Origin of the sequence: Variovorax sp. dw_954, assembly GCF_018449755.1 — a bacterium.
Taxonomy (GTDB): Bacteria; Pseudomonadota; Gammaproteobacteria; order Burkholderiales; family Burkholderiaceae_C; genus Variovorax.
On sequence record NZ_JAAVVD010000002.1, the window covers coordinates 118,749 to 143,648 of the forward strand.

At 66.3% G+C, this 24,900-nt stretch carries 27 protein-coding genes; 13 read left to right on the plus strand and 14 right to left on the minus strand.

The features are described 5' to 3' along the window. The first annotated feature begins 5 nt into the window (after nucleotides 1-5). The 7 genes from HB681_RS03660 to HB681_RS03690 are packed head-to-tail and all read left to right on the plus strand — an operon-like array spanning nucleotide 6 to nucleotide 4,917. Nucleotides 6-299: an AtpZ/AtpI family protein gene (locus HB681_RS03660; RefSeq protein ID WP_256734807.1), complete on the plus strand. Its 294-nt coding sequence runs from the start codon at nucleotides 6-8 to the stop codon at nucleotides 297-299. After that, entirely contained in the window at nucleotides 292-606 is a 315-nt protein-coding gene (locus tag HB681_RS03665) for an ATP synthase subunit I (protein WP_213953417.1), read from the plus strand. Before HB681_RS03660 ends, HB681_RS03665 begins: the two co-directional genes overlap by 8 nt. Further along, complete coding sequence (locus tag HB681_RS03670; RefSeq protein ID WP_213953418.1) at nucleotides 596-1,330, plus strand: F0F1 ATP synthase subunit A; 735 nt, start codon at nucleotides 596-598, stop codon at nucleotides 1,328-1,330. Before HB681_RS03665 ends, HB681_RS03670 begins: the two co-directional genes overlap by 11 nt. Further along, complete coding sequence (locus HB681_RS03675; protein WP_213953419.1) at nucleotides 1,318-1,608, plus strand: F0F1 ATP synthase subunit C; 291 nt, start codon at nucleotides 1,318-1,320, stop codon at nucleotides 1,606-1,608. Before HB681_RS03670 ends, HB681_RS03675 begins: the two co-directional genes overlap by 13 nt. A 2-nt stretch (nucleotides 1,609-1,610) precedes the next feature. Next, complete coding sequence (locus tag HB681_RS03680; protein ID WP_213953420.1) at nucleotides 1,611-2,417, plus strand: F0F1 ATP synthase subunit delta; 807 nt, start codon at nucleotides 1,611-1,613, stop codon at nucleotides 2,415-2,417. Then, entirely contained in the window at nucleotides 2,414-3,982 is a 1,569-nt protein-coding gene (locus HB681_RS03685; protein WP_213953421.1) for an alternate F1F0 ATPase, F1 subunit alpha, read from the plus strand. The genes HB681_RS03680 and HB681_RS03685 overlap by 4 nt, the downstream gene beginning before the upstream one ends. Then, nucleotides 3,982-4,917: a F0F1 ATP synthase subunit gamma gene (locus HB681_RS03690; protein ID WP_213953422.1), complete on the plus strand. Its 936-nt coding sequence runs from the start codon at nucleotides 3,982-3,984 to the stop codon at nucleotides 4,915-4,917. The genes HB681_RS03685 and HB681_RS03690 overlap by 1 nt, the downstream gene beginning before the upstream one ends. A gap of 188 nt (nucleotides 4,918-5,105) precedes the next feature. Here the strand turns inward: HB681_RS03690 and HB681_RS03695 are convergent, their stop codons facing one another. The 7 genes from HB681_RS03695 to zwf all read right to left on the minus strand — a co-directional run bounded on the left by HB681_RS03695 (nucleotide 5,106) and on the right by zwf (nucleotide 10,051). Next, the gene (locus HB681_RS03695; RefSeq protein ID WP_213953423.1) at nucleotides 5,106-5,336 is read right to left on the minus strand and encodes a hypothetical protein; all 231 of its coding nucleotides are present in this window, start codon (nucleotides 5,334-5,336) and stop codon (nucleotides 5,106-5,108) included. Between the two features lie 24 nt (nucleotides 5,337-5,360). Next, nucleotides 5,361-5,972: a GNAT family N-acetyltransferase gene (locus tag HB681_RS03700; RefSeq protein WP_213953424.1), complete on the minus strand. Its 612-nt coding sequence runs from the start codon at nucleotides 5,970-5,972 to the stop codon at nucleotides 5,361-5,363. Between the two features lie 178 nt (nucleotides 5,973-6,150). Beyond that, nucleotides 6,151-6,936 carry a universal stress protein gene (locus HB681_RS03705; protein WP_213953425.1) on the minus strand — a complete coding sequence of 262 codons (786 nt, stop codon included), beginning with the start codon at nucleotides 6,934-6,936 and terminating at the stop codon, nucleotides 6,151-6,153. A 72-nt stretch (nucleotides 6,937-7,008) separates the two neighbouring features. Continuing rightward, entirely contained in the window at nucleotides 7,009-7,512 is a 504-nt protein-coding gene (locus HB681_RS03710; RefSeq protein ID WP_213953426.1) for a DUF1269 domain-containing protein, read from the minus strand. Then, complete coding sequence (locus tag HB681_RS03715; protein WP_213953427.1) at nucleotides 7,509-8,198, minus strand: BON domain-containing protein; 690 nt, start codon at nucleotides 8,196-8,198, stop codon at nucleotides 7,509-7,511. The genes HB681_RS03710 and HB681_RS03715 overlap by 4 nt, the downstream gene beginning before the upstream one ends. Before the next feature lie 28 nt (nucleotides 8,199-8,226). Then, a complete protein-coding gene (locus HB681_RS03720; RefSeq protein WP_213953428.1) occupies nucleotides 8,227-8,547 on the minus strand; it encodes a collagen-like protein in 321 nt (106 codons plus the stop codon). Nucleotides 8,548-8,653: 106 nt separating this feature from the next. After that, nucleotides 8,654-10,051 (minus strand): glucose-6-phosphate dehydrogenase, encoded by a 1,398-nt coding sequence (gene zwf, locus HB681_RS03725; RefSeq protein WP_213953429.1) that lies wholly within the window; start codon nucleotides 10,049-10,051, stop codon nucleotides 8,654-8,656. Nucleotides 10,052-10,230: 179 nt separating this feature from the next. On the opposite strand from zwf, the gene HB681_RS03730 reads away from it, so the two are divergent. The 3 genes from HB681_RS03730 (at nucleotide 10,231) to HB681_RS03740 (ending at nucleotide 13,154) form a co-directional block, all read left to right on the plus strand. Further along, nucleotides 10,231-11,874 carry an acyl-CoA synthetase gene (locus HB681_RS03730; RefSeq protein ID WP_213953430.1) on the plus strand — a complete coding sequence of 548 codons (1,644 nt, stop codon included), beginning with the start codon at nucleotides 10,231-10,233 and terminating at the stop codon, nucleotides 11,872-11,874. Nucleotides 11,875-11,938: 64 nt separating this feature from the next. Then, nucleotides 11,939-12,427: a MaoC family dehydratase gene (locus HB681_RS03735; RefSeq protein ID WP_213953431.1), complete on the plus strand. Its 489-nt coding sequence runs from the start codon at nucleotides 11,939-11,941 to the stop codon at nucleotides 12,425-12,427. A gap of 28 nt (nucleotides 12,428-12,455) precedes the next feature. Continuing rightward, nucleotides 12,456-13,154 carry an acetate uptake transporter gene (locus HB681_RS03740; protein ID WP_213953432.1) on the plus strand — a complete coding sequence of 233 codons (699 nt, stop codon included), beginning with the start codon at nucleotides 12,456-12,458 and terminating at the stop codon, nucleotides 13,152-13,154. 10 nt (nucleotides 13,155-13,164) lie between these two features. Here HB681_RS03740 and HB681_RS03745 read toward each other — a convergent pair whose 3' ends face one another. Further along, on the minus strand, nucleotides 13,165-13,947 hold the full coding sequence (locus HB681_RS03745; protein WP_213953433.1) for a YoaK family protein: 783 nt from the start codon (nucleotides 13,945-13,947) through the stop codon (nucleotides 13,165-13,167). A gap of 164 nt (nucleotides 13,948-14,111) precedes the next feature. Here HB681_RS03745 and HB681_RS03750 point away from each other — a divergent pair, with 164 nt between their 5' ends. Then, nucleotides 14,112-15,296, plus strand: coding sequence for an acetyl-CoA C-acyltransferase family protein (locus HB681_RS03750; RefSeq protein WP_213953434.1), 1,185 nt, complete (start codon nucleotides 14,112-14,114; stop codon nucleotides 15,294-15,296). Here the strand turns inward: HB681_RS03750 and ppk2 are convergent. After that, the gene (ppk2, locus tag HB681_RS03755; RefSeq protein WP_256734808.1) at nucleotides 15,293-16,171 is read right to left on the minus strand and encodes a polyphosphate kinase 2; all 879 of its coding nucleotides are present in this window, start codon (nucleotides 16,169-16,171) and stop codon (nucleotides 15,293-15,295) included. The two genes, HB681_RS03750 and ppk2, sit on opposite strands and share 4 nt — an antisense overlap. A gap of 269 nt (nucleotides 16,172-16,440) precedes the next feature. Here ppk2 and phaP point away from each other — a divergent pair, with 269 nt between their 5' ends. Then, nucleotides 16,441-16,986, plus strand: a complete 546-nt coding sequence (gene phaP / locus HB681_RS03760) for a TIGR01841 family phasin (RefSeq protein WP_213953435.1) — start codon at nucleotides 16,441-16,443, stop codon at nucleotides 16,984-16,986. A 51-nt stretch (nucleotides 16,987-17,037) separates the two neighbouring features. On the opposite strand, the gene HB681_RS03765 is transcribed toward phaP, so the two are convergent. Further along, nucleotides 17,038-19,437: an HAD-IC family P-type ATPase gene (locus HB681_RS03765; protein WP_256734809.1), complete on the minus strand. Its 2,400-nt coding sequence runs from the start codon at nucleotides 19,435-19,437 to the stop codon at nucleotides 17,038-17,040. Nucleotides 19,438-19,735: 298 nt separating this feature from the next. Further along, on the minus strand, nucleotides 19,736-22,297 hold the full coding sequence (locus HB681_RS03770; RefSeq protein WP_213953436.1) for an ABC transporter permease: 2,562 nt from the start codon (nucleotides 22,295-22,297) through the stop codon (nucleotides 19,736-19,738). A 115-nt stretch (nucleotides 22,298-22,412) separates the two neighbouring features. On the opposite strand from HB681_RS03770, the gene HB681_RS03775 reads away from it, so the two are divergent. Then, nucleotides 22,413-22,628, plus strand: a complete 216-nt coding sequence (locus HB681_RS03775; protein ID WP_213953437.1) for a hypothetical protein — start codon at nucleotides 22,413-22,415, stop codon at nucleotides 22,626-22,628. A gap of 55 nt (nucleotides 22,629-22,683) precedes the next feature. Here the strand turns inward: HB681_RS03775 and HB681_RS03780 are convergent, their stop codons facing one another. The 3 genes from HB681_RS03780 to HB681_RS03790 all read right to left on the minus strand — a co-directional run bounded on the left by HB681_RS03780 (nucleotide 22,684) and on the right by HB681_RS03790 (nucleotide 24,878). Then, nucleotides 22,684-23,916 (minus strand): DUF6596 domain-containing protein, encoded by a 1,233-nt coding sequence (locus HB681_RS03780; RefSeq protein WP_345944615.1) that lies wholly within the window; start codon nucleotides 23,914-23,916, stop codon nucleotides 22,684-22,686. Then, nucleotides 23,913-24,269, minus strand: a complete 357-nt coding sequence (locus tag HB681_RS03785) for a YciI family protein (RefSeq protein ID WP_213953439.1) — start codon at nucleotides 24,267-24,269, stop codon at nucleotides 23,913-23,915. The genes HB681_RS03780 and HB681_RS03785 overlap by 4 nt, the downstream gene beginning before the upstream one ends. Nucleotides 24,270-24,368: 99 nt before the next feature. Next, entirely contained in the window at nucleotides 24,369-24,878 is a 510-nt protein-coding gene (locus HB681_RS03790; RefSeq protein ID WP_256354111.1) for a MarR family transcriptional regulator, read from the minus strand. Nucleotides 24,879-24,900: the final 22 nt, after the last annotated feature.

Sequence of the window (24,900 nt, forward strand, 5' to 3'; positions counted from 1 at the left end):
CGCCCATGGCCGATCAGGTGGGCGCCAAGGCGCAGCGCAAACTCAAGGCGCGGCGCGATGGTACGCCCGGCGTCTGGCTCGGCCTCGGCATGATGGGCCTGGTCGGATGGTCGGTCGCGGTGCCGACCTTGCTGGGCGCCGCACTCGGCCTTTGGCTGGACAAGCATTACGCGGGCCAGCATTCGTGGACGCTCGCGCTGCTGGTGGCCGGCCTGGTGCTGGGTTGCGTGAACGCATGGCGTTGGGTTGCCAACGAAGACCGCGCGATGCACGAAGAAGGCGGGGCCGGCGATGCATGAAGCGCTGTTCCTGTCGTTGTCCTTCATTGCCGGCGCGGTGCTCGGGGCGATCTTCTTTGGCGGCCTGTGCTGGACGGTCTACCGCGCCACCACGGCGAGGCAGCCCGGCCTGTGGATCTTCACCAGCCTGCTTCTGCGCATGGCCCTGACCTTGACGGGCTTCTATTTCGCTGGCGCCGGCCATTGGGAAAGGCTGCTGGCGTGCCTGCTCGGCTTCGTGATCGCACGCGGCATGGTGACCTGGCTCGCACAGCCCGCGTCATCGCCGCGCCGGCGCCTGGCCCCTGGAGGCTCCCATGCGCCTTAGCCCGGACCAATGGATCTTCTGGCAACACGGATTCGTCAAGCTCAACGCAACCATCGTCTTCACCTGGGCGCTGATGCTGGTGCTGGTCGCAGGGTCCGCGCTCGTCACGCGCAGGCTCGGCAGCGGGCGGCAGCTCTCGCGCTGGCAATGCCTGCTCGAGATCGTTGTGACAGGCATCGCCGGCCAGATCAGGGAGGTCGGCTTGAGCGAACCTGGCAAGTACCTCGCGTTCATCGGCACGCTGTTCGTCTTCGTCGCGGCCTCGGCCTTGTGCACCGTGCTGCCCGGCTTCGAGCCGCCCACGAGTTCGTTGTCGACCACGGCCGCCCTGGCGCTGTGCGTGTTCGTGGCGGTGCCCTTCTTCGGCATCGCGAGCCAGGGCCTGCGCGGTTACCTCAGGTCGTACTTGGAGCCCACCATCCTGATGCTGCCTTTCAACATCATCGGCGAGGCATCGCGCACGCTGGCGCTCGCCGTGCGCCTGTTCGGCAACATGATGAGCGGCGCGATGATCGCCGGCATCCTGCTGACGATCACGCCTTTTCTCTTTCCGGTCGTCATGACCTTGCTGGGCTTGCTCACCGGCATGGTGCAGGCGTACATCTTCAGCATCCTGGCGGCGGTATACATCGCCGCCGCCACGCGCGTTGCCACGCCTGGATCGGTCGAGCAAACCGCCGCGCCAACCACCCCACCACCCGAGGCCCGCCCATGGACAGCCTGACCCTGATTGCCATCGCATCGATCGTCGTCGCCGGCCTTACCACCGGCTTCGGCACCATGGGCCCCGCGCTGGCCGAGGGCAGGGCGGTGGCCACGGCGTTGACGGCGCTGGCGCAACAACCCGATGCCGCGGCCACCATCACGCGCACCTTGTTCGTCGGCCTGGCGATGATCGAGTCGACGGCCATCTATTGCTTCGTGGTGTCGATGATCCTGATCTTCGCCAACCCGTTCTGGAATGCCGCCGTGACGGTCGCGGCCCACGTCGCCGGGAAGTAGCCATGCTGATCGACTGGTTCACCGTCGGTGCGCAGGCGCTGAACTTCCTCGTCCTCGTCTGGCTGATGAAGCGCTTTCTCTACAAGCCGGTACAAGACGCCATCGCCGCACGCGAAAAGCGCATTGCCGACGAACTCGCGGATGCAGACGCGAGGAAGGTCGAGGCGAACAAGGAGCGCGAGGATTTCCAGCGCAAGAACGCCGACTTCGATCGCGACCGCGCAGCCCTGTTTGCCGCGGCGACGAGCGACGCCGACGCGGACCGCCAGCGACTGCGCGACGTGGCACACAGCGCGGCCGAGGCGCTGGCGGCCAAGCGCCAGGAGACGCTGGCCGGCGACGCACAGCGGCTGAACGAATCGGTGCGCGATCGCACGGTGCAGGAGGTGTTCGCCATTGCGCGCCGCGCGCTCGCGGACCTGGCCTCGACGAGCCTTGAAGCCAGCGCCTGCGAGGTGTTCACGCAGCGCCTGCGGGCGCTCGACGGCAGCGCCCGGGAAGGGCTCGACGCCGCACTGAAATCCGGCAATGGCCCTGCGCTCGTCCGCAGTGCGTTCGCGCTGCCAAAGCAGCAGCGCGATGCCGTCCAGCATGCGATCAACGAGACCTTTTCAATGGATGCCCCATTGCAGTTCGAAGTTGCGCCGGAGCTCGTGGGCGGCATTGAACTCAGTGCGCAGGGGCACAAGTTCGCGTGGAGCATCTCCGACTACCTCGGCTCGTTGGACCGGGGCGTGGGCGAGCTGCTGAAGGCGCGGGCCGCACCTGCTTCAACCCCATCATCGAGCCTTGCGTCGAGCGCTGCATGAACGCACCCACCGCCACGTTGCAGCAGACCTTCGACACCGCCTTCGAACTGCTGGCCCAGGCGCGCGATGCATTGGTGCCGCGGCTCGTGCCGCGCGAGGTCGGCACGGTCACTTCCGTCGACACCGGCGTGGCCCATGTCAGCGGGTTGCCCGGCGTCGGCTATGCGGAGGTGATCCGCTTTCCCGGCGATGTGTCGGGCATTGCCTTCAACGTCGACGACACCGAAATCGGCGTGGTGCTGTTGGGCGACCATGCCCACCTGCATGCGGGCGACGAGGTCGAGCGCACGGGCCGGGTGATGGATGTCGCGGTCGGCGAAAGCCTGCTCGGCCGCGTGATCGATCCGCTGGGTCGCCCGCTCGACGGACAGGATGCGCCGACCGGCACCACCCGTTTGCCCATAGAGCGCCCGGCACCGGCGATCATGGACCGCGAGAGCGTCAACGTGCCATTGCAGACCGGCCTGAAGGTAGTGGACGCGTTGATCCCGATCGGACGCGGCCAGCGCGAACTCATCCTCGGCGACCGGCAGACCGGAAAGACCTCGATGGCGATCGACACCATCGTCAACCAGCGCGGTCAGGATGTGGTGTGCATCTATTGCGCGATCTGCCAGCGCGCGTCGGCAGTGGCCAGGGTCGTGGCCGTGCTGCGCGCGCAGGGCGCGATGGACTACACCGTGGTGGTCGTGGCCGAGGGCAACGACCCGCCCGGGCTGGCGTATGCCGCACCGTACGCCGCGACCAGCATCGCCGAGCACTTCATGGAAGCCGGGCGCGACGTGCTTATCGTCTACGACGACCTTACCCAGCATGCGCGCTCGTACCGCGAGTTGTCGCTGCTGCTGGAGCGCCCACCCGGACGCGAGGCCTTCCCCGGCGACATCTTCTACATCCACTCGCGACTGCTGGAGCGCGCCACCCATCTGCGCAAGGAACTGGGCGGCGGGTCGCTCACGGCGCTGCCCATCATCGAGACCGAGGCGGAGGACATCTCGGCCTACATCCCGACCAACCTCATCTCCATCACGGACGGCCAGATCTACCTGTCGCCGACGCTGTTCGAACTCGGCGTGCTGCCAGCCGTCGACGTCGGCAAGTCGGTGTCGCGTGTGGGTGGCCAGGCGCAGCGCGCGGCTTTCCGGGCGGTGACAGGCGATCTGAAGCTGGGCTACGCGCAGTTCGAGGAACTCGAGTCCTTCGCGCGCTTCGGCGCCAGGCTGGACGACGACACGCAGCAGGCCATCGAGCATGGACAACGCATCCGCGCGTGCCTGCAGCAGGCGGAGTTGTCGCCGGTGCCCGTGCCGGCGCAGATTGCGATCCTGCTCGCGCTGAAGTCGCGGCTCTTCGAGCCTGTGACGCTGGATCGCATGACGCAAGCCCAGCGCGCGGTGCAGGAGGCTGCTGCGGGGATGCCTGTAGCCCTGGCTGCCCGGCTTGTCAGCGCGGACAAGCTGCGCGAAGAAGACCAGGCGGCGATGGTCGAACTGGCCCGCAAGGCCATCGTGCCTTTCCTGCCGGATGCCGAGGCGAGCAAGACTGCGCCGACGGAAGTGCCCTGATGGCCGACACGTCCGCAAGCCTGCGGCGCAAGATCGCCAGCGCTGGCGACCTGCAATCGGTCGTTCGCGCGATGAAGTCGCAGGCGGCCGCGAGCGTGGGCCAGTACGAGCGGTCCGTGGCTGCGCTCGGCGACTATGCCCGCACGGTGGAGCTTGGACTGGGCGCGTGCTTTCGCAGCAGTGCGCCGCTCGATGGCGCGCCGCCATCGCACGGACAGACCGGCCGCGCCATCCGCGCCGTGATCTTCGGTTCCGACCAGGGCCTGGTCGGGCGCTTCAATGACGTGGTGCTCGACCATGCACGCGCCACGCTGGCCGCGTTGCCGGCAACGGCGCAGGTCTGGGCGGTGGGCGAGCGGATCAGTTCCGGGCTCGCGGACCGCCGCACGCCGGCGGCGGGAACCTTCGCCGTGCCGCGATCGGTGCAAGCGATCACGGCGCTGGTCGGGCAGGTCATGGTGAAGGTCGTCGGGCAAGACGAGGCGCACGATGCGCCCGGCCCACGCACGGCGCTCTACCTGTTCAACAACCGCCCGGTCCCGGGCTCTGCGTATGCGCCGGTGAGCCAGCGCCTGTTGCCACTCGACGGGAGCTGGCGACGAAAGCTCGCCGATCAGCCCTGGCCGACCGGCATGCTGCCGGAGGTGCTGGGTGAGGTGCCGGGTGAGGCGGTGGTTGAGGTGCCGGGCGAGGGCACCGCAACGGTGCGTGCCCTGATCCGCGAGTACCTGTTCGTCTCGATCTTCCGGGCCGCCGCGGAGTCGCTCGCAAGTGAAAACGCGAGCCGCCTGGCGGCAATGGACCGCGCCGACCACAACATCGAAAAAATGCTGCGCACGCTCGGCGGCAGCTTTCATCGCCTGCGGCAAAGCAGCATCGACGATGAGCTGTCTGACGTGGTTGCGGGATTCAAGGCGCTGGGCGCCGGGCGATGACTGGCGCTTGGTGCCGGATCAGTTTGCGATGTGCGGCGATGTGTGGCGATGTGCGGTGTCGCACGGACATGAGCCCGGGATTCCGCGATGCTGCCCGGTGACAGTCTGTCGGCGCTGGTAGAGGATGCTTCGGCGCCCGCCCATCACTGAGCGGTCCTCGATGCCGGCGACTGTCCCCCTCTCCGCGCTCAGCGCTCGCCGGACCGGGCCTTCGCGGCCACGTGGCCGCTGGGCGTTACCCGCATCACGATGGCATTGCCGATATAGGACTGGCCGCCGCGAACCTGGTGCGTCAGGGGCAGATCGGCTTCGACCAGACCCGCCGTTCGAAGTATCTCCAGCTTGCCGATTTCGCTGTCGTCAACGATCCTGGCTGGAAGCCTTGCGCAGCGAAGGCGCTCAAGAAGTTCGTAGGGCATCGCCGGTTTCCTCAGGTCAGATCATCATGCGGCGCTGGCTGCCGCCACGTGAAGCGCAGGCTTTCGCAAGTCGACGGTGTACAAGACCTGCGTGATGTCATCCGGGTCGCGCTTGTGGTCGAGTTGCAGGTGCGCGGCGAACTTGCGCATCAGGTTGTTGTCTTCGAGGTCGCTCGAATGCATCCGCTCGATGCCGAGTTTTTTCGCGGCCACGATGAGGTATTTCATCAACAGCGTGCCGAGTCCCTTGTTCTGCCACGCGTCGCTGACGGTGACGGCAAACTCGCATTCCTTGCCGCCCGCCTGCGCGCTGAATCGGGCAACGCCTACTTCAATCTCCTTCGCGTTCTCCTCGATCACTGCCACGTACGCCATGTCCGTCGATGGGTCGATCGTCGTCAACTTTGCAAGCAGCGCATCGCTCGGTGAGTTCAAGGTCTCCAGAAAGCGGAATCGCCGCGACTCGGGCGACAGGGCCTCGATGAACTTGCGCTCCATCTCGACATCGTCCTTGTGGATCGGGCGAATCAACACCCGGTCGCCGCCGCGCAGCATTTCGTGCCGGCCGCCATTCAATTCTTCGTTGCCGGCCGCGGAATCGTTGCTGGCTGCCGCGTCCTTCGATGCGCTGATCATGGTATTTCCTTTGAAATTGCGAGATGGCGCTGCGCCACGAACACCGCGCAGCGTCAATGTCACACGAGGTGCCTTCTGGTAGGACGTGTCAGAAATCTTCATGGCAATGGGCTCGTGTCTGGATCGACAAAGCTTGTGCCAATAGCGCAATTCAGTCTGTGCGGTGCCGTACCTATGCTCAATGCGAAACCAATGCGCATCGATTCGGGCTCACCAGCAAATCACTCGTGACACCACCCAGCGCCCATTCCCGCAAGCGACTGTGGCCGTATGCACCCGCAACGATCAAGTCGATGTCGATGTCCTGACCCAGGGCATAAAGCGCTTCGGCATCGTCACCGGTCGATGGTGATGCGATGCACTTCGCAGCAACGCCATGCCGCTGCAGCCAGGCGGCGACATCCGCGAGGCGGATTCGACACGCAGCCTGATCGGCGTGCGTGCAAATCTCGACCAGGCTCACGTGCGTGGCTTTCTGTAGCAGCGGGATCGCATCGACGATGGCCCGGCGCGCCTCGCGCGTGTCCTTCCATCCGATCATCACGCGATCGAGGTCGACCTTGTCGGTGGCGGCCGGCACCAGCAGCACGGGTCGTCCGGCCTGCATGATGAGATCGTTGGTGTTGAGGCAGCGGGCAGCGTCGAGCATGCGGTTCGTGTCGACGGTGGTCAGGATGAGATCGGCGCTGCGCGCTTCGCCTGCGACGTAGTCGGCCAACAGGTCAAAGGGCGTCGAGCTGCGCCACTCGAGCGGCTCCGGCATGCCCTGCAGTGCGCTTCGAAAACCTGCCTCGACATCCTTCAGCAGCCTGGCGGTTTGCGCCCGGCTCTCCTCATACATTTCTTGCGGAACAATTCCGTCGCCGTACGCCATCTCCAGAGGCTGTTGGGCTGCGATGCCGATCACGTTGGCGCCATGGCTTTCTGCGAGATGACGGGCCATCTTCAGCACGCCGCTGTTCAACTGCCCGATCTGCAGGTGCACCATCAATGTTGCGTAGGTCACGATAGTCCTTTGGCCTCAATGTGCGAGCACTTATGCAGTGGCCTGCGCGATCGACCCGGCAAGAACAGATCTCACCTTTGATTGATCTTCCGCGCCGCCATGGACCAGAAGAACGTACTTGTCGACCTTGACGGCAGTTTCGTACTTGATGACCTGATCCTTGGGCACACCGACTTGCGTCAGCGCCGCGCCCAGCGCAGAAAGGCTGCCAACCAGGACGGCGCCTTCCAGCGCGCTGACCAGTGCTGCCACGACGGGGCCTGCCATTGCCACAAGGCCGAGACCGGGCAGGATGAAGACAGCCGGCGCCAGCAACAGGCCCCAGATCCCACCCCAGAATGCGCCCGCGCCGCCCCACGCCTTGATCTTGTCGGCGACGGTGTAGAAGCCCATCGGGTGTTCTTCGCTGTGATAGCCACGTCCGACCAGGGACAGCTTCTTGACGTCGAATCCGGACTCGCTCAAAGCGTAGATCGCGTCCTCTGCCTGCACGCGCGTCTCGAAGATGTAGGCCGGGGAAATGTCGGTGATCATGCTGCTGCTTTCGTGGGTGATGTGAACGTGGCCCGCGAGGCGAGCGTGAGGTTGTCGATGACGCTGCGCACGCCGGGCGCGGCCCATGCACTTTGCATGGCGAGGTCTCGCTCGTGCCAGCCTTGCACCGTTCCCGACAGCGTGACATCGGCGCCGTGGACCGAAGCCGAAATCGGTTGCGCGTCGGCCGTCGCGAGCCGCGCGAGCGCGGCGTCAAGGTCCAACTGGAGAGTGCCTTCGGCGTCGCGGGGCTTGAGCGTGATCTGGTTGTCGATGCCGCGCACGCCCGCAAGATGGCTGGCGAATTCGATCGCCGCTTCCCTCTGGTACTGCCAGTGCACCTCGCCCGAAAGGGTGATCCATCCGTGCTCGACCATGACCTTGACGGCATCGGTCGGCAGGAGCGTGTGGGCGTTCAGCGCAGTTTCGGCCGACCGCGCGATGTCGGCGTCGGTTCGTTTTCCAAGTTCGGAGAGCTTGACGTCCAGCGCCATGACCAGCGCCTGCACGCCGAATACGCGTTGTGCGGCGCCTTGTGCCGCCCATTTCTCGGGGAAGCTGCTGACCTCGCCGGCCAGGGTGACCACGCCGTCCTTGACTGCCACGCCGATCTCGGCGGCGTGGACGGAAGGGTCCCACTTCAGTTCTGCGAGGACGTCCTGCTGGAGTTGGTTGTCGGTCTTCATGACGTCCTCTGGCGAAGGATGCGGGCTTTCATCGGGCGGGTACGACCACCACGGTGTCGCCGCCGCCGCCGGCGTTGCCCTTGGCGCCGGTGGCACCCGTGTTGCCCCGGTTGCCAGTCGCACCTTGCGCGCCGGTGTCGCCGCTCGCGCCGGTGGAGCCGGTGAAGCCGGTTCGGCCCTGCCCGCCAGTGTCTCCGGTCGCGCCCGTATTTCCGGTGTTGCCTGTGTTTCCCGTGGCGCCGGTATAGCCCGTGTTGCCTTGGTTACCCTGCGGGCCCATGGGCCCTGTGCAAGCGCCAAGCGCGAGGATGGAGCCGAGCAAGAGTGAGGGCAATGTGTAGTTCTTCATGATGGTTCCTGTGGAATCGAGTCGCAACCGGAATGGTGCGCACCTGTGCACTGTCAGCGGTTGCACGGGCACCGTCTGTTCGGTGCCGCGCACAACTCACCGCGCGTCAGGTCGCGTATTCGGAGTTGTCCCAGCCGCCATCGCCCGCGATGAGGTGATTCGCAGCCGGCGGGCCCCAGGAGCCGGGTGCATAAATGATCGAACGCGGGTGCTCGGCCAGCACCGGCTCCACCACCCGCCAGGCCGCCTCTACGGCGTCTTCGCTGGCGAAGAGCGACCGGTCGCCGGCCATGGCATCGCGCAGCAATCGTTCGTAGGGACTCTGCTCGCCCAGCTCTTCTTCGAGCAGCGAGAACTCGCGCTGTTCTCCTACAAACTCCTTGCCGGCCCGCTTGACCCGTGCGCCGAGCGCAATCGTCGAGTGAGGCGACAGATGAAAGCGGAGGTAGTTCGCGTCCTCGCGCACAGCCGAATCGGCAAAGAGGTTTTGCGGCGGTGCCCTGAGTCGCACAAGCACTTCGCACGCCGTCTCCGGCAGGCACTTTCCCGAGCGCAGATACCACGGCACGCCGCCCCAGCGCCAGGAGTCGAGATGGAGGCGGGCGGCGCAGAAAGTCTCCACGTCGGAGTCTTTGGCCACCTGCGGTTCGTCGAGGTAGCCCGCGTATTGCCCCCGCACCATGTCGAGCGCTTGCAGCGGCCGCATGCTTTCGAAGACGCTGGTCTTCTCGCGGTTGACCGCCTCGAAACCGCGTCGCGCCGGCGGCTCCATCGCCAGCAGCGCCACGATCTGGAGCAAGTGGTTCTGCACCACGTCGCGCAGGCATCCGGCGCTCTCGTAGAACGCGCCGCGACCCTCTACGCCGAACTTCTCGGCCAGCGTGACCTGCACGCTCGCCACATGGCTGCGATTCCAGATCGGCTCGAGGAATGAATTGGCAAACCGGAAGTAGAGGATGTTCATGATCGCTTCCTTGCCGAGGAAGTGATCGATGCGGAAGATCGCATCTTCGGGAAAGACTTCGAGCGCGATGCGGTTGAGTTCACGCGCCGAGGCAAGGTCGCGGCCGAAGGGCTTTTCGACGACGACGCGTGCCTCCGCGGCAAGCCCCGATGCGCCGAGCGCGCGGATCACCGTCGCAAACAATGACGGTGGTATTGCCAGGTAGTGCGCGGGGCGGCGCGCCGCGCCGAGGGTTCGCTTCAAGTCGTTGAAAGTACCGGCGTCGTTGTAGTCGCCGCTGACGAACTGCAACTGCGACATCAGCCGCTCGAGGGCAGGTGCGTCGTCGACGCCGCCGTTGCCATCGATGCTTGCCTCGACGCGCGCGCAAAACTGTTCGCGGGTCAACGCGGACGAGGCGAGGCCGATCACCGGCACGTTCAACGTGCCGCGCTTGCTCATGGCATAGAGCGCCGGAAAGATCTGCTTGTGCGCCAGGTCCCCGGTCGCGCCGAACACGACCAATGCGTCGGACGGCTGCGTGTCCGTGTTGAGATTCATGGAGGTTGAACATACGCGGACGTGGCGGCTCCATCTGTGCGCAAGCGCACACCGGCAAGCGGCGCCCGGCGCGCCATGCTGCCGGAATGACGTGGTACGCCAGCGCACAGACCGACCGACGCGATGCGCCTATGTTGGTATGGCGTGCCCCGGCGGCCCGCGAGAACCCGGAAGACATCATGACAAGAACCCACCCCTACGAATTCGGCCTGGACAAGAACGAGGCCAACTTCGTGGCCTTGTCGCCCATGAGCTTCATCGAGCGATCAGCCTGCGTCTACCCTGAGCACATCGCGTTGATCTATGGATCACGACGGCAAACCTGGCGCGACACGTATGCGCGCTGTCGCCGACTGGCCAGTGCGCTCGTGCAACGCGGCGTCGGCGCCGGCGACACCGTCGCGGTCATGCTGCCCAACGTGCCGGCGATGTTCGAGGCGCATTTCGGCGTGCCGATGACGGGTGCCGTGCTCAACACGCTCAACACACGGCTCGATGCAGAGGCCATCGCCTTCATGTTGCAGCACGGCGAGGCCAAGGTGCTGCTGACCGACCGCGAGTTCGCCGTCGTGATCGAGAAGGCCCTCGCGATGGTCGGCGACAAGCGGCCGTTCGTGATCGAGGTCGAGGACGACGATGCACCGCCCGGCAAGTCCCTCGGCGATGTTTCCTACGAGTCCTTCCTCTCGCATGGCGACCCCGGCTTTCACTGGAAGCTGCCTTCCGACGAGTGGAACGCCATCGCACTGAACTACACATCCGGCACGACCGGCAACCCCAAGGGCGTGGTGACGCACCACCGCGGCGCCTACCTCAATGCGGTTTCGAACGTCGTGACCTGGGAGATGCCGCGCCACCCCGTGTACCTGTGGACCTTGCCGATGTTCCATTGCAACGGCTGGTGCTTCCCGTGGACCCTGGCCTTGCAGTCCGGCGCCAGCGTTTGCCTGCGCAAGTTCGAACCGGCGGTGGTCTTCGACCTGATCCGCGAGCACAAGGTCACCCACCTGTGCGGTGCGCCCATCGTCTACGGCATGCTGATCAACGCGCCCCCAGCGCAGCGCGCGGGGATCGCTCACGCTGTCAAGGGCCTGATCGCCGGCTCGGCGCCGCCCGCCGCCATCATCGAAGGCTGCGAACAGATGGGCATCGCCATCACCCACGTCTACGGCCTGACCGAGGTCTACGGCCCGGCGGCGGTATGCGCCCAGCAGGTCGAGTGGGCCGCGCTCCCGGTGGGCGAACGCGCCCGCCTGAACGCCCGCCAGGGTGTGGCCTACCCGATGCAGGAGGCCATCGCCGTGCTCACGCCCGACACGATGGAGCCGGTGCCGGCCGACGGCGAGACGATCGGCGAGATCTTCTTCCGCGGCAATGTGGTGATGAAGGGCTACCTGAAGAACGCGAAGGCCACGGAGGAAGCGTTTGCCGGTGGCTGGTTCCACACGGGCGACCTGGGGGTGACGCAGCCCGACGGCTACGTCAAGATCAAGGATCGCAGCAAGGACGTGATCATCTCCGGCGGCGAGAACATTTCCAGTGTCGAGGTCGAGGAGGTGCTGTATCGCCATGCAGCGGTGCTCGCAGCGGCCGTCGTGGCCAAGCCGGATGAGAAATGGGGCGAGGTGGCCGCGGCCTTCGTCGAACTCCGCGAGGGAGCCACGGTGACGGAGGCGGAAATCATCGCGCATTGCCGCGCCGAGATGGCGCGATTCAAGGTGCCCAAGCAGGTCATCTTCGGCGAACTGCCCAAGACTTCCACCGGGAAGATCCAGAAGTTCGTGTTGCGCGAGCAACTGCATTCGGCTTCGGCCATCGTGTGAGTGCTGTCATGAAACTCCTGTTCACTGCCAGTTCCAGGCAACCGAACCATCGAGACAAGACACCATGAACGAAATGAACGGCTACGACGTCGAAGACCTGAAGGCGGGCATGTCCGCGACCTACTCGAAGACCATCACCGAGGCCGACATCGTCCTGTTTGCCGGCGTCTCCGGCGACAACAACGCCCTGCATGTGAACGAGGAGTTCGCGGCGACGACGCGCTTCGGCGGCCGCATCGCGCACGGCTTCCTGACGGCCAGCGTGATTTCGGCCGCGGTGGCCAACCACCTTCCCGGACCGGGCACGATCTATCTCAGCCAGTTGCTGAACTTCCGCGCGCCGGTGCACATTGGCGAAACGGTGCATGCCAGCGTGAGTGTCAAATCCGTAGACCCCATTCGCCGCCGCGTGACGCTTGAAACCATCTGCATGGTCGGAACGACGGTGGTGATCGATGGCGAAGCGTTGGTGATGACCACCTCGTCCGCCAAGCGGCCGCCCTCGATCGCTGCCGTGCAGCCGCAGCAGACGCCGGCGCTCAGCCTGGCGTGAATGCGAGCGGAACCCAAGGAGAAAGTCCATGCCCTCGACAACATCCCCGACCCCGGTCACCGATACCAGGATCATCATGTCCGACCCGACCGCGCTGGGCGTGTTTGGCCTGTCGATGGTCACCTTCGTGGCGTCTTCCCAGAAAATGGGCTGGACCAGTGGCAGCGTCTACCTGATTCCCTGGGCGCTGTTCCTGGGCTCGATCGCGCAGGTCTGGGCTTCCAGCGTCGACTTCAAGAAAAACAATTACTTCGGCGCCATCGTGCTGGGCGCCTACGGCCTGTTCTGGGGCGCCGTGGCCATGCACTGGGCCGTCAGCCTTGGCTGGTTCGGCGCGGTCGGCGCCAACGCCGACCCCAGGCAGCTTGGCGTGGCATGCATCGGCTTTTTCATCTTCTCGTTGTTCATCATGGTCGCGGCATTCGAGGCGAACAAGGTGTTCGCGGCCATCCTGGTGATGATCAACGTGCTGCTGCCGTCGCTGGCCCTGAGCATCTTCGGCATCAGCGCGCCGCTCTTCGGTGCGCTCGCGGCGTATTCTGAACTGGCGATCTCGTTGCTGGGCTTCTACTGTGCGGGCGCGGTGTTCCTGAACAGCTACTTCGGCCGTGAGCTTCTGCCGCTCGGCAAGCCGTTCGGCTTCATCCGCAAGGGTCCGGCCACGCCACCCGCCAGGGTGGTGCACGTGATCGAACCTGTTCCCGCCCTGGCCAGGGCGCTGATCTGACAGGTGAGCATCATCTTCCCGGCGCGGAGCGGCGCCCGAACCGGCGACCTTGGAGGTCGACCAGGATCGGCGGCAACGCCAGCACGGCCAATGTGCAGGCGATCGGAACGGTCGCCGCGAACCCCGCGGCCTTGAATGCCATCGCGCCACCAACGCCTCCGACGAAGAACGACGCCAGGATGGCGGAATGGATGAAGAGCTTGTCGCGGTTGGCCTTGACGAAGTGCACGGTGTTGGCCGTCTCGTTGCGGTTCCAGTAGACCAGCCGGCCCAGCTCGATGCCGATGTCGGTCGCGATGCCGGTCATATGGGTCGTTCGGATCTCGGCATCGGAAATCTTGGTGATGATCGCGTTCTGCAAGCCCATGATGAAGCACAGCAGCAGCACCGTGGACGGCACCAGCAGATGGGGCAATGACGCGAGGTTCGCACCCGCCAGGCCGAACAACAGCAGCAGCGCGGCCTCGACCATCAGGGCCAGCGCATATTTGCTGTGCAACTTGTGGCGCCGCGCCCAGTTGATCAGGAGGGCGGTACAGGCGGCGCCGGCCATGAACGTCGCAAGCGCAGCAACGCCTGCGAACGCCATCGCCACGCTGCCGATGGCCAGGTCATCCGCGACCGACGACACGATGCCTGTCATGTGGGAGGTGTAGCGGTGTACCGCAAGAAAGCCGCCCGCGTTGATCGCACCGGCAACGGCGGCGAGCACGCAGCCCAGCTGGCGATTGGCCGCCTGGGTGCGCCGCCTTCCGACCAGCCCGTAAAGGAGGTTCGCCCACCGCGCAGTCATGTCGAACCCGTTGTAGTCCGGCGGCGCAGGCGGGTCTGTGCGCTACCGAACTATTCTTTCCGTGGGTGCACTGGCGCACCGACAATGTCCGATGCGCCGGTCTACAAGTAGTGCAGCGCGTGGACAGAAGCCGCGGGCGAATACACATTGAAAAGAGAAATGAAATGACCCAAAGAGACGTCGTGATTCTGGGCGCCGCCCGTTCGGCGATTGGCACCTTCGGCGGCGGCCTGGCCGACATGGAGCCTGCGGAACTGGCAGGCACCGTGATGAAGGAAGCCGTCAGCCGCTCGGGCGTCGACCCGAAGGCCATCAACTACGTGACCGTCGGCAATACGATCCCCACCGACCACCGCTTTGCCTACGTCGCGCGGGTCGCGGCCATCCAGGCCGGGCTGCCGATGGACTCGGTCGCGATGTCGGTCAATCGCCTCTGCTCATCGGGCCTCCAGGGCATCGTGACCACCGCGCAGCAGATCCTGCTCAATGACTGCGACTACGGCGTGGGCGGCGGCGTCGAGGTGATGAGCCGGGGCGGCTACATGTCGCCCGCGATGCGCAATGGCGCGCGCATGGGCGACACCAAGATGATCGACATGATGGTCGCCACCTTGACCGACCCCTTCGGCGTGGGCCACATGGGGATCACGGCCGAGAACCTGGTGGCCAAGTGGGGCATCACCCGCGAGGAGCAGGACGCGCTGGCCGTCGAATCGCATCGACGCGCCGCGGCCGCCATCGCGGAAGGGCGCTTCAAGTCGCAGATCGTGCCCATCGTCAAGCAGACCCGAAAGGGCGAGGTCACCTTCGACACCGATGAGCATGTCAAGGCAACGACTTCGATGGAGACGTTGGGAAAGATGAAGCCCGCCTTCAAGAAGGATGGCTCGGTGACGGCAGGCAACGCGTCCGGCATCAATGACGGCGCCGCCTTCTTCGTGCTGGCCGACGCGAGCGTGGCTGCCGCGGCCGGCCACAAGCCGATGGCCCGCCTGGTGTCGTATGCGGTGGCCGGCGTGCCGAACGAGATCATGGGCGAGGGGCCGATCCCCGCGACCCGGGCGGCCTTGAAGAAGTGCGGCATGACGCTGGACCAGATGGATGTGATCGAGAGCAACGAGGCCTTTGCCGCGCAAGCCATCGCAGTGTCGCGCGGGCTGGAGTTCGACGCGAAGAAGGTCAACCCGAACGGCGGCGCAATTGCGCTGGGCCATCCCATCGGATGCTCCGGTGCGTTCCTCGCGACCAAGGCCATCTACGAATTGCACCGCGCGGGCGGGCGCTATGCGCTTGTGACGATGTGCATTGGCGGTGGGCAGGGCATCGCCGCGGTGTTCGAGCGCCTCTAGCGCACGAGCCGCCCGCCGTCGATGCAATCGGGCGTGAACTCGAACGCGATGTCCCGGTCAGGCTGGACGAGCAGCTTGTCCTTGCCCGGGTAGTGCAACCTCGACAGGATGTCGCGCATCAGGTTCAGGCGCGCCAGGTGTTTCACGTCGGTGCGCACGATGTGCCACGGCGCGATGCTGGCGCTGGTTCCGAGCAGCATCTCGTCGCGTGCCTTCGAATACGCCTTCCAGTGCTTCACGGCCATGGCGTCGATCGGGCTGACCTTCCATCGGGTGAGCGGATCGCGTGCGCGATCGGCCAGACGGGTCACCTGCTCCGCCTTCCCGATGTCCAGGTAATACTTCAGCAACCGGATGCCCGAGCTGACCAGCATCTGCTCGAATTTCGGCACCGAGGCCATGAACTCTTCATGCTGCTGCCTGGAACAGAAACCCATCACCAGTTCCACGCCCGCACGGTTGTACCAACTGCGGTTGAACAGCACCAGTTCGCCACCGACGGGCAACTGCCTGACGTAGCGCGCGAAATACCAGCTGTTGCGGTCCCGGTCGGACGGCGGACCCAGGGCGACGACCCGCGTCTCGCGCGGACTGAGGTGCGCGACGATGCGCTTGATGCTGCCGTCCTTGCCGGCTGCATCGCGCCCCTCCAGCACCACCGCGATGCTGTCGCCGTGGGCGATGAGTTCCCGCTGGAGCTTGACCAGCTCGATCTGCAACAGCCGCAACTGCTGCTTGTAGTGCTTGTGCTCGATCGACGACTGACGCTGCGGGTCGATCTCCGGGGCCTCGGCCAGGGGCGAGCCTTCGGTGCGCTCTCCCGCGGGAATCGCCCGCTCAAGCGTCCGACTCGCCCGCTCTTTCCTGCTCATCATGGCGAGCTCAGTCGGAGTTCGGCAAGGACATCTCGCTGGATTTGTTTATCTGATTTGGTCATCGCAGATCACCCTGGTATGAAAACGCCCAGCCTGCGCGGCTGCTCGGTCCCAGTCTGTTCGGTGACGCACGCATTCACGTTCGCTGTCATGCATCAAGATGTTGCAGTGCAGCAATTAACGCTTGCATTGGGGGAAACCCGGAATAGACTTGGTCATGCTGCGGTGCAGCAAAGTCCGAGCCCTTCCCACCAGATAGAAAGCCTCTCATGATCAATCTTGACCAATTCGCCGCCCCGACCAAGGCCTCGGTCGACACGCTGTTCGGCCTGAGCACGCAAGCGTTCGAAAGCGTGGAAAAGCTGGTCGCGCTGAACCTCCAGACGATCAAGACCCTGCTGGCCGAATCCCATGAAGCCAGCCAGGCCGCGCTGCTCGCGAAGAGCCCGGCCGATCTGCTGAAGCTCCAGTCCGAAGCGCTGAAGGCCGCGCCCCAGAAGGCCGCCGCCTATGGCCGCCAGGTGCAGGAGATCCTCGCGTCCTTCGCGGCAGCCCAACGCGCGAGCCTCGATGCGCAATTCGAAGATGTGCAAGCCAAGTTCACGGACGCCGTCAACGGTGTCATGAAGGATGCGCCCGGCACCGAGCAGTTTCTGACGCTGGCGAAGTCGGCGGCGGCTGCCGCGAAAAACGCCTACGAGGGCACGAACAAGGCAGCCAAGCAAATTGCCGACGCCCTGACTGCGAACGCCGAACAGGTCGCCGATGCCGTGGTGAAGAACTCGAAAGCCGCAGTCGCGACGACCGAGGCCTGATAGCGATACCGCGAGAGTTCCGGACGTCTGCCAGTAACGACGCCCATGGCGTCAGGCAATGGCCAGGCGCCGGAACAGCAGGACCTTCACCATGTCCAGGCAGAAGGCCAGGACGACTGCCGCGCCGAATACGCAGGCGACGACGGCTGCCGGCAACGGCATCATCAGGATGCCTTGGGTCGCGAGCGCGCTGAAGATCGTGACGTCGAGGACCGACGACGCGATCAGCCAGCCGCCGGGCCGCGAACTCCACAGGTGCTGGCGCTCGCGCGTGACATAGAAAATCGCCTGGCCGCTGAACACCAGCGTCACGACCGTCAGCGTCCGCAACGTATCGCTGTCGAGGTGGAGTTCGAAGCGCCCGACCGCGAGCGTGAGGACGCAGAAGACGAGATCGCATACCCCCAGGACGATGCCGGCGATGGTGAGGTTGCCGATCCGCCAGACGTTGGGGGTCAACGACGCCCGGACGTTGTCGGTCGCCGATGACAACGCGAAGAAATCGCCCGCCACCATCATCAGCACCATCAGCAACGGGGTCAGCACGGCAGCGCCGGAGATGACCAGCCCGGCCAGCAGGAAGAGCACCTGGACGATCTTGTGAACGATGGACCGGAACGTGTAGGTCAGGATTCGCTGGAACGTCGTCCGCCCGACTTGCACGGCGGCAACGATGCCGCCGAGACCGGGGTCGGTCAGCACGATGCCGGCCGCCGATTTCGCAACGTCGGTCGCGGTGAAGACGGCGATGCCCATCTGCGCTTGCCGCAGTGCCGGCGCGTCATTGGCGCCATCGCCGCACATGCCGACCACATGGCCGCCACGCTGGAACGCCTGGACCAGCGCGTATTTGTCTTCGGGCAATACGCCCGCGAAGACGTCGAACGCTTCCACGCGAGCATCGTGGGGAAGCGATGCGGCCGGGCTGACCGCCCCGGTGATTCCGACTGCCTGCGCCACGACCCGGGCGGTCACTGGCGCATCGCCGGTGACCATCACGGTGCGAATGCCCAAGCCATGCAACTGGGCCACGAGTGCCGCGGAATCCGCGCGCGGCGGATCGCTCAGCGCGATCACGCCGGCCATGCGCAGCGGCTCGGCCGATCCCGTGGCGACGACAAGGACGCGAAAGCCCTGGGCCTGAAGTTCCTCGACCATTGCCGACGCCGCAGGAGACGGTTCGGCAATCGCAGCGACCACGGTGAAGGCGCCCTTGACGATCCTGACCGCCTTGCGCTCGGGGTCGATGGCCGTGGCCTCCGACATCTTCCGCGTGGGATCGAAAGGCGTGAAGGTGACGAGCTTCCAGCGCGCCACGGTCGCCGGTTGAACCGCCGGTTCATTTGCGGGTTGGGCGGCAGCGCGGATCGCAGCGTCCAGGGGATCGGCGCCGCCGTCGGAACTCGCCAGCGCCGCCATCGCCAGGACTTGCGGTTCCTCGAAACCCGGCAGCGCGCGGCACGCAGTCACTGCGAGTTCATTGCGTGTCAGTGTTCCGGTCTTGTCGACGCACAGGACATCCATCCCGGCTGCTTCGTCGAGCGCTGAAAGGCGCGTCGGCAAGACGCCGCGTCGCGCCACGGCCCGCGCTCCAACCGTCGCCGCGAGTGTGAACATCGACGGAAGCGCCACTGGAATCGAAGCCAGGATGGCTACCAGCGCCAAGGGCGCGATCTGCACCAGCGGCATCGCCAGATGCTCCGCATAGCCGACGAGGAGGATGATCACTGCGCCGTTGAACACGGCGAGATTGCGCACCACGCGAACGATGGCCTTCTGTTCGGTGCTCTCGACATGGGCCGTGCGAATGAGTTCGGCGCTGCGCCCGAACTTCGTGCGCGCGCCGGTCGCGACGATCACGGCGACAGCCTCGCCCCGACGCACCAGCGCGCCGGCAAAGGTCTGGAAGCCGGCGCCGGCATCGATCGGCACGGATTCGCCGGTGAGCATCGAGTGGTCGATCAGCACGGATCCGCGGATCAGGCGGGCGTCGGCGGGGACCACGGTGCCGAGGGACAACTTGATGATGTCGCCTTGAACCAGTTCGGCCGCAGCCAGCGTTTTCCACACGCCGTCGCGCCGCGCCGATGCGCTCAATGGAAGACGGGACTTCAGGGCTTCGAGCGTCGCCTGGGCGCGTCCCTCCTGGAAGAACGCCAGGCCCGCGTTGAACACCAGGAGAAACGCGACGGCCGACGCCTCGACATATTCGCGCAGCGCCAGTTGCAGCAGCACCGCCGCCTCGAGCATCCACGGCACCGGCGCCCACAGCTTGCCCAAGGCGCGACGGACCGGATGCGGCGCCACATCCTGAACCGCATTCGGCCCATCGGCCGCCATGCGACGCAGAGCCTCTTCACTCGTCAATCCGCTTTCGGAATCGGGGGGTATCGCGCTCTTCGGTTCGTGCTCCGCTGGTGGCGCGACCTTGACCATTGGGATGGCGGACATACGGGGTTCCTGGAGAGGGTTCCACCTTGGCGCAAATCATGGACCCTGGCTGTCTGCCACCGCACATAACGTGTTCCGATATGTTCAGTGGATGAGGCGCGTCAATCCGGCCGCGCACACTGAGCGGTACCGCACAGACGCGGCCCTTGCGGCACGCATACAAGAAACAACGAGGGGAGCGCCTATCGCCCCACCGACGTGCGGACAGTTCTGACCCAGGGCTTTTCCACTTTCCTGCGGCGCCGCCACGCGCAGCGGCACTTTGGGCGTCCGCCCATGCTCATGACTGTCGTTTGTCTCACCAGTCTTCCTTCACCGCCAGCACCGCATCGCGACCGGCAGCCGCACGGCCGGCCAACCACGCTGTCATCGTGCCGGCCGCGATGACGGCGGCGCACAGCGCGAGCAGCCGGCCCCAAGGCACCAGGATGTCCATGGTCCAGTGGAAGCTCTGCGGGTTTACCACCTTCACCAGCACCACCGACACCGCCAATCCCAGCGCGATGCCGGCGAAGGCGCCGATCACGGTCCAGGCCGCGCCCTCGCCGGCGACGACAGCCAGCACCTGTCGCCGCGTGAACCCCAGGTGCGCGAGCAGCCCGAACTCCTTGCGCCGCGCCAGCACCTGCGCACTGAAGCTCGCGGCCACGCCAAACAGGCCGATGGCGATCGCCACGGCCTGCAGCCAGTAGGTGACCGCGAAGCTGCGGTCGAAGATGCGCAGCGACGTGGCGCGCAGTTCGCCCACCGACGCGAATTCCAGCGCGTCGCCGGCCATCTGCCTTTGCGCCGCCAGCGCGCGGATGGCCTGCTGCACCTGCGAGAGATCCGCGCCCGGCGCGAGCCACAGCGAGACGTCGTTCACGCTGCGGTCGGAGGTCAATCGCTGGAAGTCGCGCGCGTCGAGCACGATGGAGCCGAACTGCCGCACATAGTCGCGCCACACCCCCGCCACGAAGAACTCGACAGGTGGCTTGCCGTCCTGCTCGAACGCCCTGGCCAGCGGCGCGAACGCAGTGCCGGGCCGCGCGCCGTAGAGGTCGGCGACCGCCTCGCTCACATAGATGCCGATGCTCCCCGGGGGTGTCTTGAACGCGTCGCCCACCAGCGGCAGCGCCTGCGCCGCATCGCCGACGAAGGTGCGAGCGAGCAGCGTCACGGGCGGCTGCGTCGCGGCCAGCGACACCTGCCTCGCGCGCACCGTGCTGACGCGTGTCACACCTTCCACCTGCCCGATGGCGTCGACCATGTCCGGCCCGAATGCACCCGTGTCGCTGCCACTGCCCGACCCGCCCGCGTTGGCCGCCCGAAGATAGAGATCGGCCGGCAGCACCACGTCCAGCCAGCGCGTGACCGAATCGCGAAAGCTCGCGACCATCACCGTGAGCGCCACCGCCAGGCTCAGGCTCGCGACCACGCCGCTGACGGCCACTGCCGCGGTGCCGCGCATGCGCCGCGCGCGTTCCACCGCCAGCAGCGGCAGCAGGCGCATCGCCACCAGGGGCGCCAGGCGGTCGTAGATCAACGCGATCAGTCCCGGCAAGCCGGTGATGCCGCCGACCAGCAGCAAGCCGACCGAAAGGTAGGCCGCGATAGGCACGCCGTACACAGCCGGCGCGAAGGCCAGCAAGGCACCACCCGCGACCAGCACGACCGCGATCCATTGCCGGCCGGACCCTGCTGGCGCAGAGCCCAGGCCCTTGAGCGTCTGCGCCTCCGGCAACGCCTGCGCGGCCCGCGCCGGATACCAGCCACCCACCATCGCCGCGAGCACGCCGAGCGCGCCGTAGGAGATCGCCGCCGCCGTGCTCCATTGCAAGGCGGGCGCGACCCCGGCGAAGTAGCCGCCACCCAGGTCGCCACCCAGCACCTGCAACGCGAAGGCAGCCAGCGCCGTGCCGAGCCCGATGCCCACCACGCTGCCGACGATGCCCAGCACCAGCGATTCGATCAACACCAGCCGCAGCCGCTGCTTCGGCGTGAGGCCCAGCACACCCAGCAACGCGAACTGCTGCGCCCGCTTGGCCACGCTGAGCGCCAGCACCGAGAACACCAGGAACGCGCCGGTGAACAGTGCGACCAGCGCCAGCACCGTCAGGTTCACGCGATAGGCCCGGGACAAGTTGCTCACGCGCTGCGCTGCATCACCCGGCTCCGCGACCTGCACCGCCGCCGGCCAGCCGGCCGACTGCTGCAGCGAGCGCACGAAAGCGGACCGGTCGACTCCTGGCGCCAGGCGCAGATCGATCCGCGTGAGTTGCCCGCCGCGGCCGAACAGGTCCTGTGCCGCGCCGATGTCCATCACGGCCAGCGCCTTGCCGCCCGCCGGGACGCTGCCCGCAACATCGACCCGGCGCGCACCTGCCGCAGTGCGCAGTTCGACCGCTGGCACGTCGCCCAGCGCGCCACGCGCGCCCGCATTCAGGAAGATCGTCGCTGGTGCGAGCAGCGCGAGGCGTTGCGCGCCCTCTGCAGGCTTGGGGATCAACTCAGGCGCGATCGACGGCAGCACCAGCGCATCCACGCCGATCACGCGAATCGAGAGGGGCGCCGACAAGCCCGGCGCCAGCGCCACCGTCTGGACCTCGAGCACCGGGCTCGCCAACGCCACGCGCGGATCGGCGACGACGCGCGCGAACAGCGACTCGTCGAAGCTGCCTTGGGCCGCGCGCAACTCGAGGTCGGGCTGCCCGTTGACCGAACGCACCGCGCTGGAAAACTCATCGAGTGCCGAGGCATTGATGAGTTGCACCGAAAAGGCCAGCGCCACGCCCAGCATCACCGCCACCACCGCTGCCGCGTTGCGCCACGGATGGTGGCGCAATTCCTGCCAGGAGAAAGTGGAGAGCAGGGCGCGCATGCCGCGATTGTGGCGCGTGAGAAAACGCCTGGAATCGTGAAGCTCGCCCTTGGTCGGAAAGCGCGGGCCCTCAAGAATGCGCCCCAGACATCGAAACAGAACAGGGAGAACCGCCATGACTTTGCAAGACCTCGCCTTGAGCGTGCGTGAAATGAGTTCCAGGACCTACTCGTGGGTGATTCTCAAGGGCACCGGCGAACAAGGTACCTTCGTCTCCTATGCGGAGTTCGACGTTTCCGAGCGCACCTACCTGAGTTATTCCGATGCGCTGGTCGCCGGCTTTTCCAGGCTGCGGGCGCTGGGCGGGCGGGATGGGCCGCGCTGGATTTGAGTCGGCACACACGGGATCGCAGGCGGGTTCAATTTCGCTGCGAATATTGGCAAAGTCAGGAGACCCGTGCCGCCACGCGTGTCAGATGCGCCCGCACCGCCGGTTGCACGGCCAAGCCGATGGCGCGTTGATACGCTGCCCGCGCTTCCGCCGTCTGTCCCGCCTCCGCCAGCAGATGGGCGCGCGCCGCCCACCATGGCTGGTAGTTCGTCACGACGCCGCTATCGAGCGCCTCCAGCGCGGCAAGTCCCGCGAGCGGGCCATCGGCACGCGCCACCGCGCAGCAACGGCTGACTTGCGCACCAACGCTCGGCCGCAGCGCGAGCAGCCCGTCGTAGAGCGATACCAGCGCCGTCGCTGGCACGTCGGCGCCGAGCCCTCGCTGGATGTGGGCTGACTGGATTGCCGCTTCGAGTTGATAGGGGCCGCGCGCCGAGAGGTTTGCCGCGTGTCGCAGCGCGTGCTCGGCCTCGGCGATCATCGGCCGGCTCCATTGCGCGGTGTTCTGCGCATCCAGTGGCACATAGCTGCCAGCCGCATCACGCCGCGCCGCCGCGCGCGATTCGCAGAACAGCATCAGCGCCAGCAACCCGAAGGGCTCGGGCTCGCCCGGCATCAGGCGACACAGGATCGCGCAGAGTTCCATCGCCTCGTTGCTCAGGCGTCGTGTGCTGTCGGTGCCGTCGATGTCGTCCCAACCTGTGCCGTAGGCCGCGTAGATGCCGTCGAGCACATCCAGCAGGCGATCCGGCAGGTCGCGCGCTTCGGGGAATTCGAAGGGAATGCCCGCCTGCCGGATGCGTGCCTTGGCGCGCGTGAGTCGCTGGCCCAAGGTGGCCGGCGCGGTGAGAAACGCACCGGCCATGCGCTGCACGTCGAGGCCGAGCACGGTTTGCAGCATGAGCGGCGTGCGCGCCGCCGCATCGATGGCGGGATGCGCACAGACGAACAGCAGTCGCAGGCGCTCATCGGGAACGGCGCCTGCGGCCTCGCTCTCGGTGAATTCGTCGGCCAGCAGGTGCAGGGTCTGCGCCGCGGCCTCGCGCACCTGGTCGTGACGCCACGCGTCGAGCGTCTTGCGCCGCGCCGTCGTCACGAGCCACGCGGCCGGGTTGTCAGGTACACCCGTGCGCGGCCAGGTTTCGAGGGCGCTTTCGAATGCGTCTGCCAGCGCGTCCTCGGCCAGCGCGATGTCGCGCGTGCGGGCCGACAGGATCGACAGCAGCCGGCCGTAGGAGTCGCGCGCCGCGCGCTCCGCGGCACGGCGCGCTGCCGCTTCCGGGTTCACATTGCGTCGCGCGGCATCACCGGTCGCACTTCCACGCCGCCGGTGGCGGCGCAGGGCGCGCGGGCGGCCCATTCCAGCGCCGCGTCGATGTGCGGCACGTCGATGACGAAGTAGCCGCCGAGCTGCTCCTTGGTGTCGGCGAAGGGGCCGTCCTGCACCTGGCGCTTGTCGCCGCGCACACGCAGCGTGGTGGCGGTGGAGGGCGGTAGCAGGCCATCGCCGTTGACGACAGTGCCGGACTCGTAGACGGCGCCGACGTAGGCCATCCAGCTGGCCTTGTGCGCTTCCGCGCGCTCGTCGCCGTACTTGGCGAGGTCATCGGGGGTGACATAAAACATCAGCATGTATTGCATGGCGGGCTCCTTGAAAAAGGGGTTGTCGAGCAGTATGGCTCGCCTCCATGACGCGCGGGCCGCGTGCGTTTCGACAGCGGCGTGAAAGTTTATTTGTGGCTATTCGTCGCCTTCCGTCGTGCCGCCCTGCGCCGCATCGACGCGCTCCATGTTCTCCAGCAAGCGCAGCAGGTAATGCAGCGTGTGCACGATGTCATTGACCGAGAAGCCGTCCAGCGCCTGCTCGTAGTAGTTGTGGATCTTCGGCAGCGCCTGCGCCAGCCAGACGTCCCGGCCGGACGGCGTCATCGTGATGAGGCGCGAGCGTCGGTCGCGCCCGTCAGGTGCCATGCCCAGGTGGCCGTCGCGCTCCATGCGGCCCAGCAGGCCCGACAGGTTCTGCCGACTCACCTTCAGGTAGCGGGCCAGGTCGCCCACGCTCATGCCGCCTTCCGCCTCCTCGCGCGACAGCGCGCCCAGCACCGCCCACTGCTGCGTGGTCAGCCCTTCGGCCTCCACGGCCTTGGTGCCCGTTTTATGCAACATATTTGCGCTTTGGTAGAGGCGGAAGAAGACGCGATTGGCCAGGTCCATGCGAGTCGAGTCGTCTTTTTGATTAGGGATTACCATGGTGACTCTGCTTGTGAAAGAA

Excerpts from the sequence above, each read along its gene's own strand:
- HB681_RS03695 (WP_213953423.1), bottom strand. The coding sequence starts at position 5,336 with ATGCCCTACGAACTTCTTGAGCGCCTTCGCTGCGCAAGGCTTCCAGCC.
- HB681_RS03745 (WP_213953433.1), bottom strand. The coding sequence starts at position 13,947 with ATGACTGCGCGGTGGGCGAACCTCCTTTACGGGCTGGTCGGAAGGCGG.
- HB681_RS03775 (WP_213953437.1), top strand. The coding sequence starts at position 22,413 with ATGACTTTGCAAGACCTCGCCTTGAGCGTGCGTGAAATGAGTTCCAGG.
- HB681_RS03680 (WP_213953420.1), top strand. The coding sequence starts at position 1,611 with ATGCTGATCGACTGGTTCACCGTCGGTGCGCAGGCGCTGAACTTCCTC.
- HB681_RS03770 (WP_213953436.1), bottom strand. The coding sequence starts at position 22,297 with ATGCGCGCCCTGCTCTCCACTTTCTCCTGGCAGGAATTGCGCCACCAT.
- ppk2 (WP_256734808.1), bottom strand. The coding sequence starts at position 16,171 with ATGATGAGCAGGAAAGAGCGGGCGAGTCGGACGCTTGAGCGGGCGATT.
- HB681_RS03670 (WP_213953418.1), top strand. The coding sequence starts at position 596 with ATGCGCCTTAGCCCGGACCAATGGATCTTCTGGCAACACGGATTCGTC.
- HB681_RS03665 (WP_213953417.1), top strand. The coding sequence starts at position 292 with ATGCATGAAGCGCTGTTCCTGTCGTTGTCCTTCATTGCCGGCGCGGTG.
- HB681_RS03675 (WP_213953419.1), top strand. The coding sequence starts at position 1,318 with ATGGACAGCCTGACCCTGATTGCCATCGCATCGATCGTCGTCGCCGGC.
- HB681_RS03715 (WP_213953427.1), bottom strand. The coding sequence starts at position 8,198 with ATGAAGACCGACAACCAACTCCAGCAGGACGTCCTCGCAGAACTGAAG.
- HB681_RS03750 (WP_213953434.1), top strand. The coding sequence starts at position 14,112 with ATGACCCAAAGAGACGTCGTGATTCTGGGCGCCGCCCGTTCGGCGATT.
- phaP (WP_213953435.1), top strand. The coding sequence starts at position 16,441 with ATGATCAATCTTGACCAATTCGCCGCCCCGACCAAGGCCTCGGTCGAC.
- zwf (WP_213953429.1), bottom strand. The coding sequence starts at position 10,051 with ATGAATCTCAACACGGACACGCAGCCGTCCGACGCATTGGTCGTGTTC.
- HB681_RS03660 (WP_256734807.1), top strand. The coding sequence starts at position 6 with ATGGCCGATCAGGTGGGCGCCAAGGCGCAGCGCAAACTCAAGGCGCGG.
- HB681_RS03720 (WP_213953428.1), bottom strand. The coding sequence starts at position 8,547 with ATGAAGAACTACACATTGCCCTCACTCTTGCTCGGCTCCATCCTCGCG.
- HB681_RS03735 (WP_213953431.1), top strand. The coding sequence starts at position 11,939 with ATGAACGAAATGAACGGCTACGACGTCGAAGACCTGAAGGCGGGCATG.
- HB681_RS03790 (WP_256354111.1), bottom strand. The coding sequence starts at position 24,878 with ATGGTAATCCCTAATCAAAAAGACGACTCGACTCGCATGGACCTGGCC.
- HB681_RS03730 (WP_213953430.1), top strand. The coding sequence starts at position 10,231 with ATGACAAGAACCCACCCCTACGAATTCGGCCTGGACAAGAACGAGGCC.
- HB681_RS03710 (WP_213953426.1), bottom strand. The coding sequence starts at position 7,512 with ATGATCACCGACATTTCCCCGGCCTACATCTTCGAGACGCGCGTGCAG.
- HB681_RS03740 (WP_213953432.1), top strand. The coding sequence starts at position 12,456 with ATGCCCTCGACAACATCCCCGACCCCGGTCACCGATACCAGGATCATC.
- HB681_RS03690 (WP_213953422.1), top strand. The coding sequence starts at position 3,982 with ATGGCCGACACGTCCGCAAGCCTGCGGCGCAAGATCGCCAGCGCTGGC.
- HB681_RS03700 (WP_213953424.1), bottom strand. The coding sequence starts at position 5,972 with ATGATCAGCGCATCGAAGGACGCGGCAGCCAGCAACGATTCCGCGGCC.
- HB681_RS03765 (WP_256734809.1), bottom strand. The coding sequence starts at position 19,437 with ATGTCCGCCATCCCAATGGTCAAGGTCGCGCCACCAGCGGAGCACGAA.
- HB681_RS03785 (WP_213953439.1), bottom strand. The coding sequence starts at position 24,269 with ATGCAATACATGCTGATGTTTTATGTCACCCCCGATGACCTCGCCAAG.
- HB681_RS03685 (WP_213953421.1), top strand. The coding sequence starts at position 2,414 with ATGAACGCACCCACCGCCACGTTGCAGCAGACCTTCGACACCGCCTTC.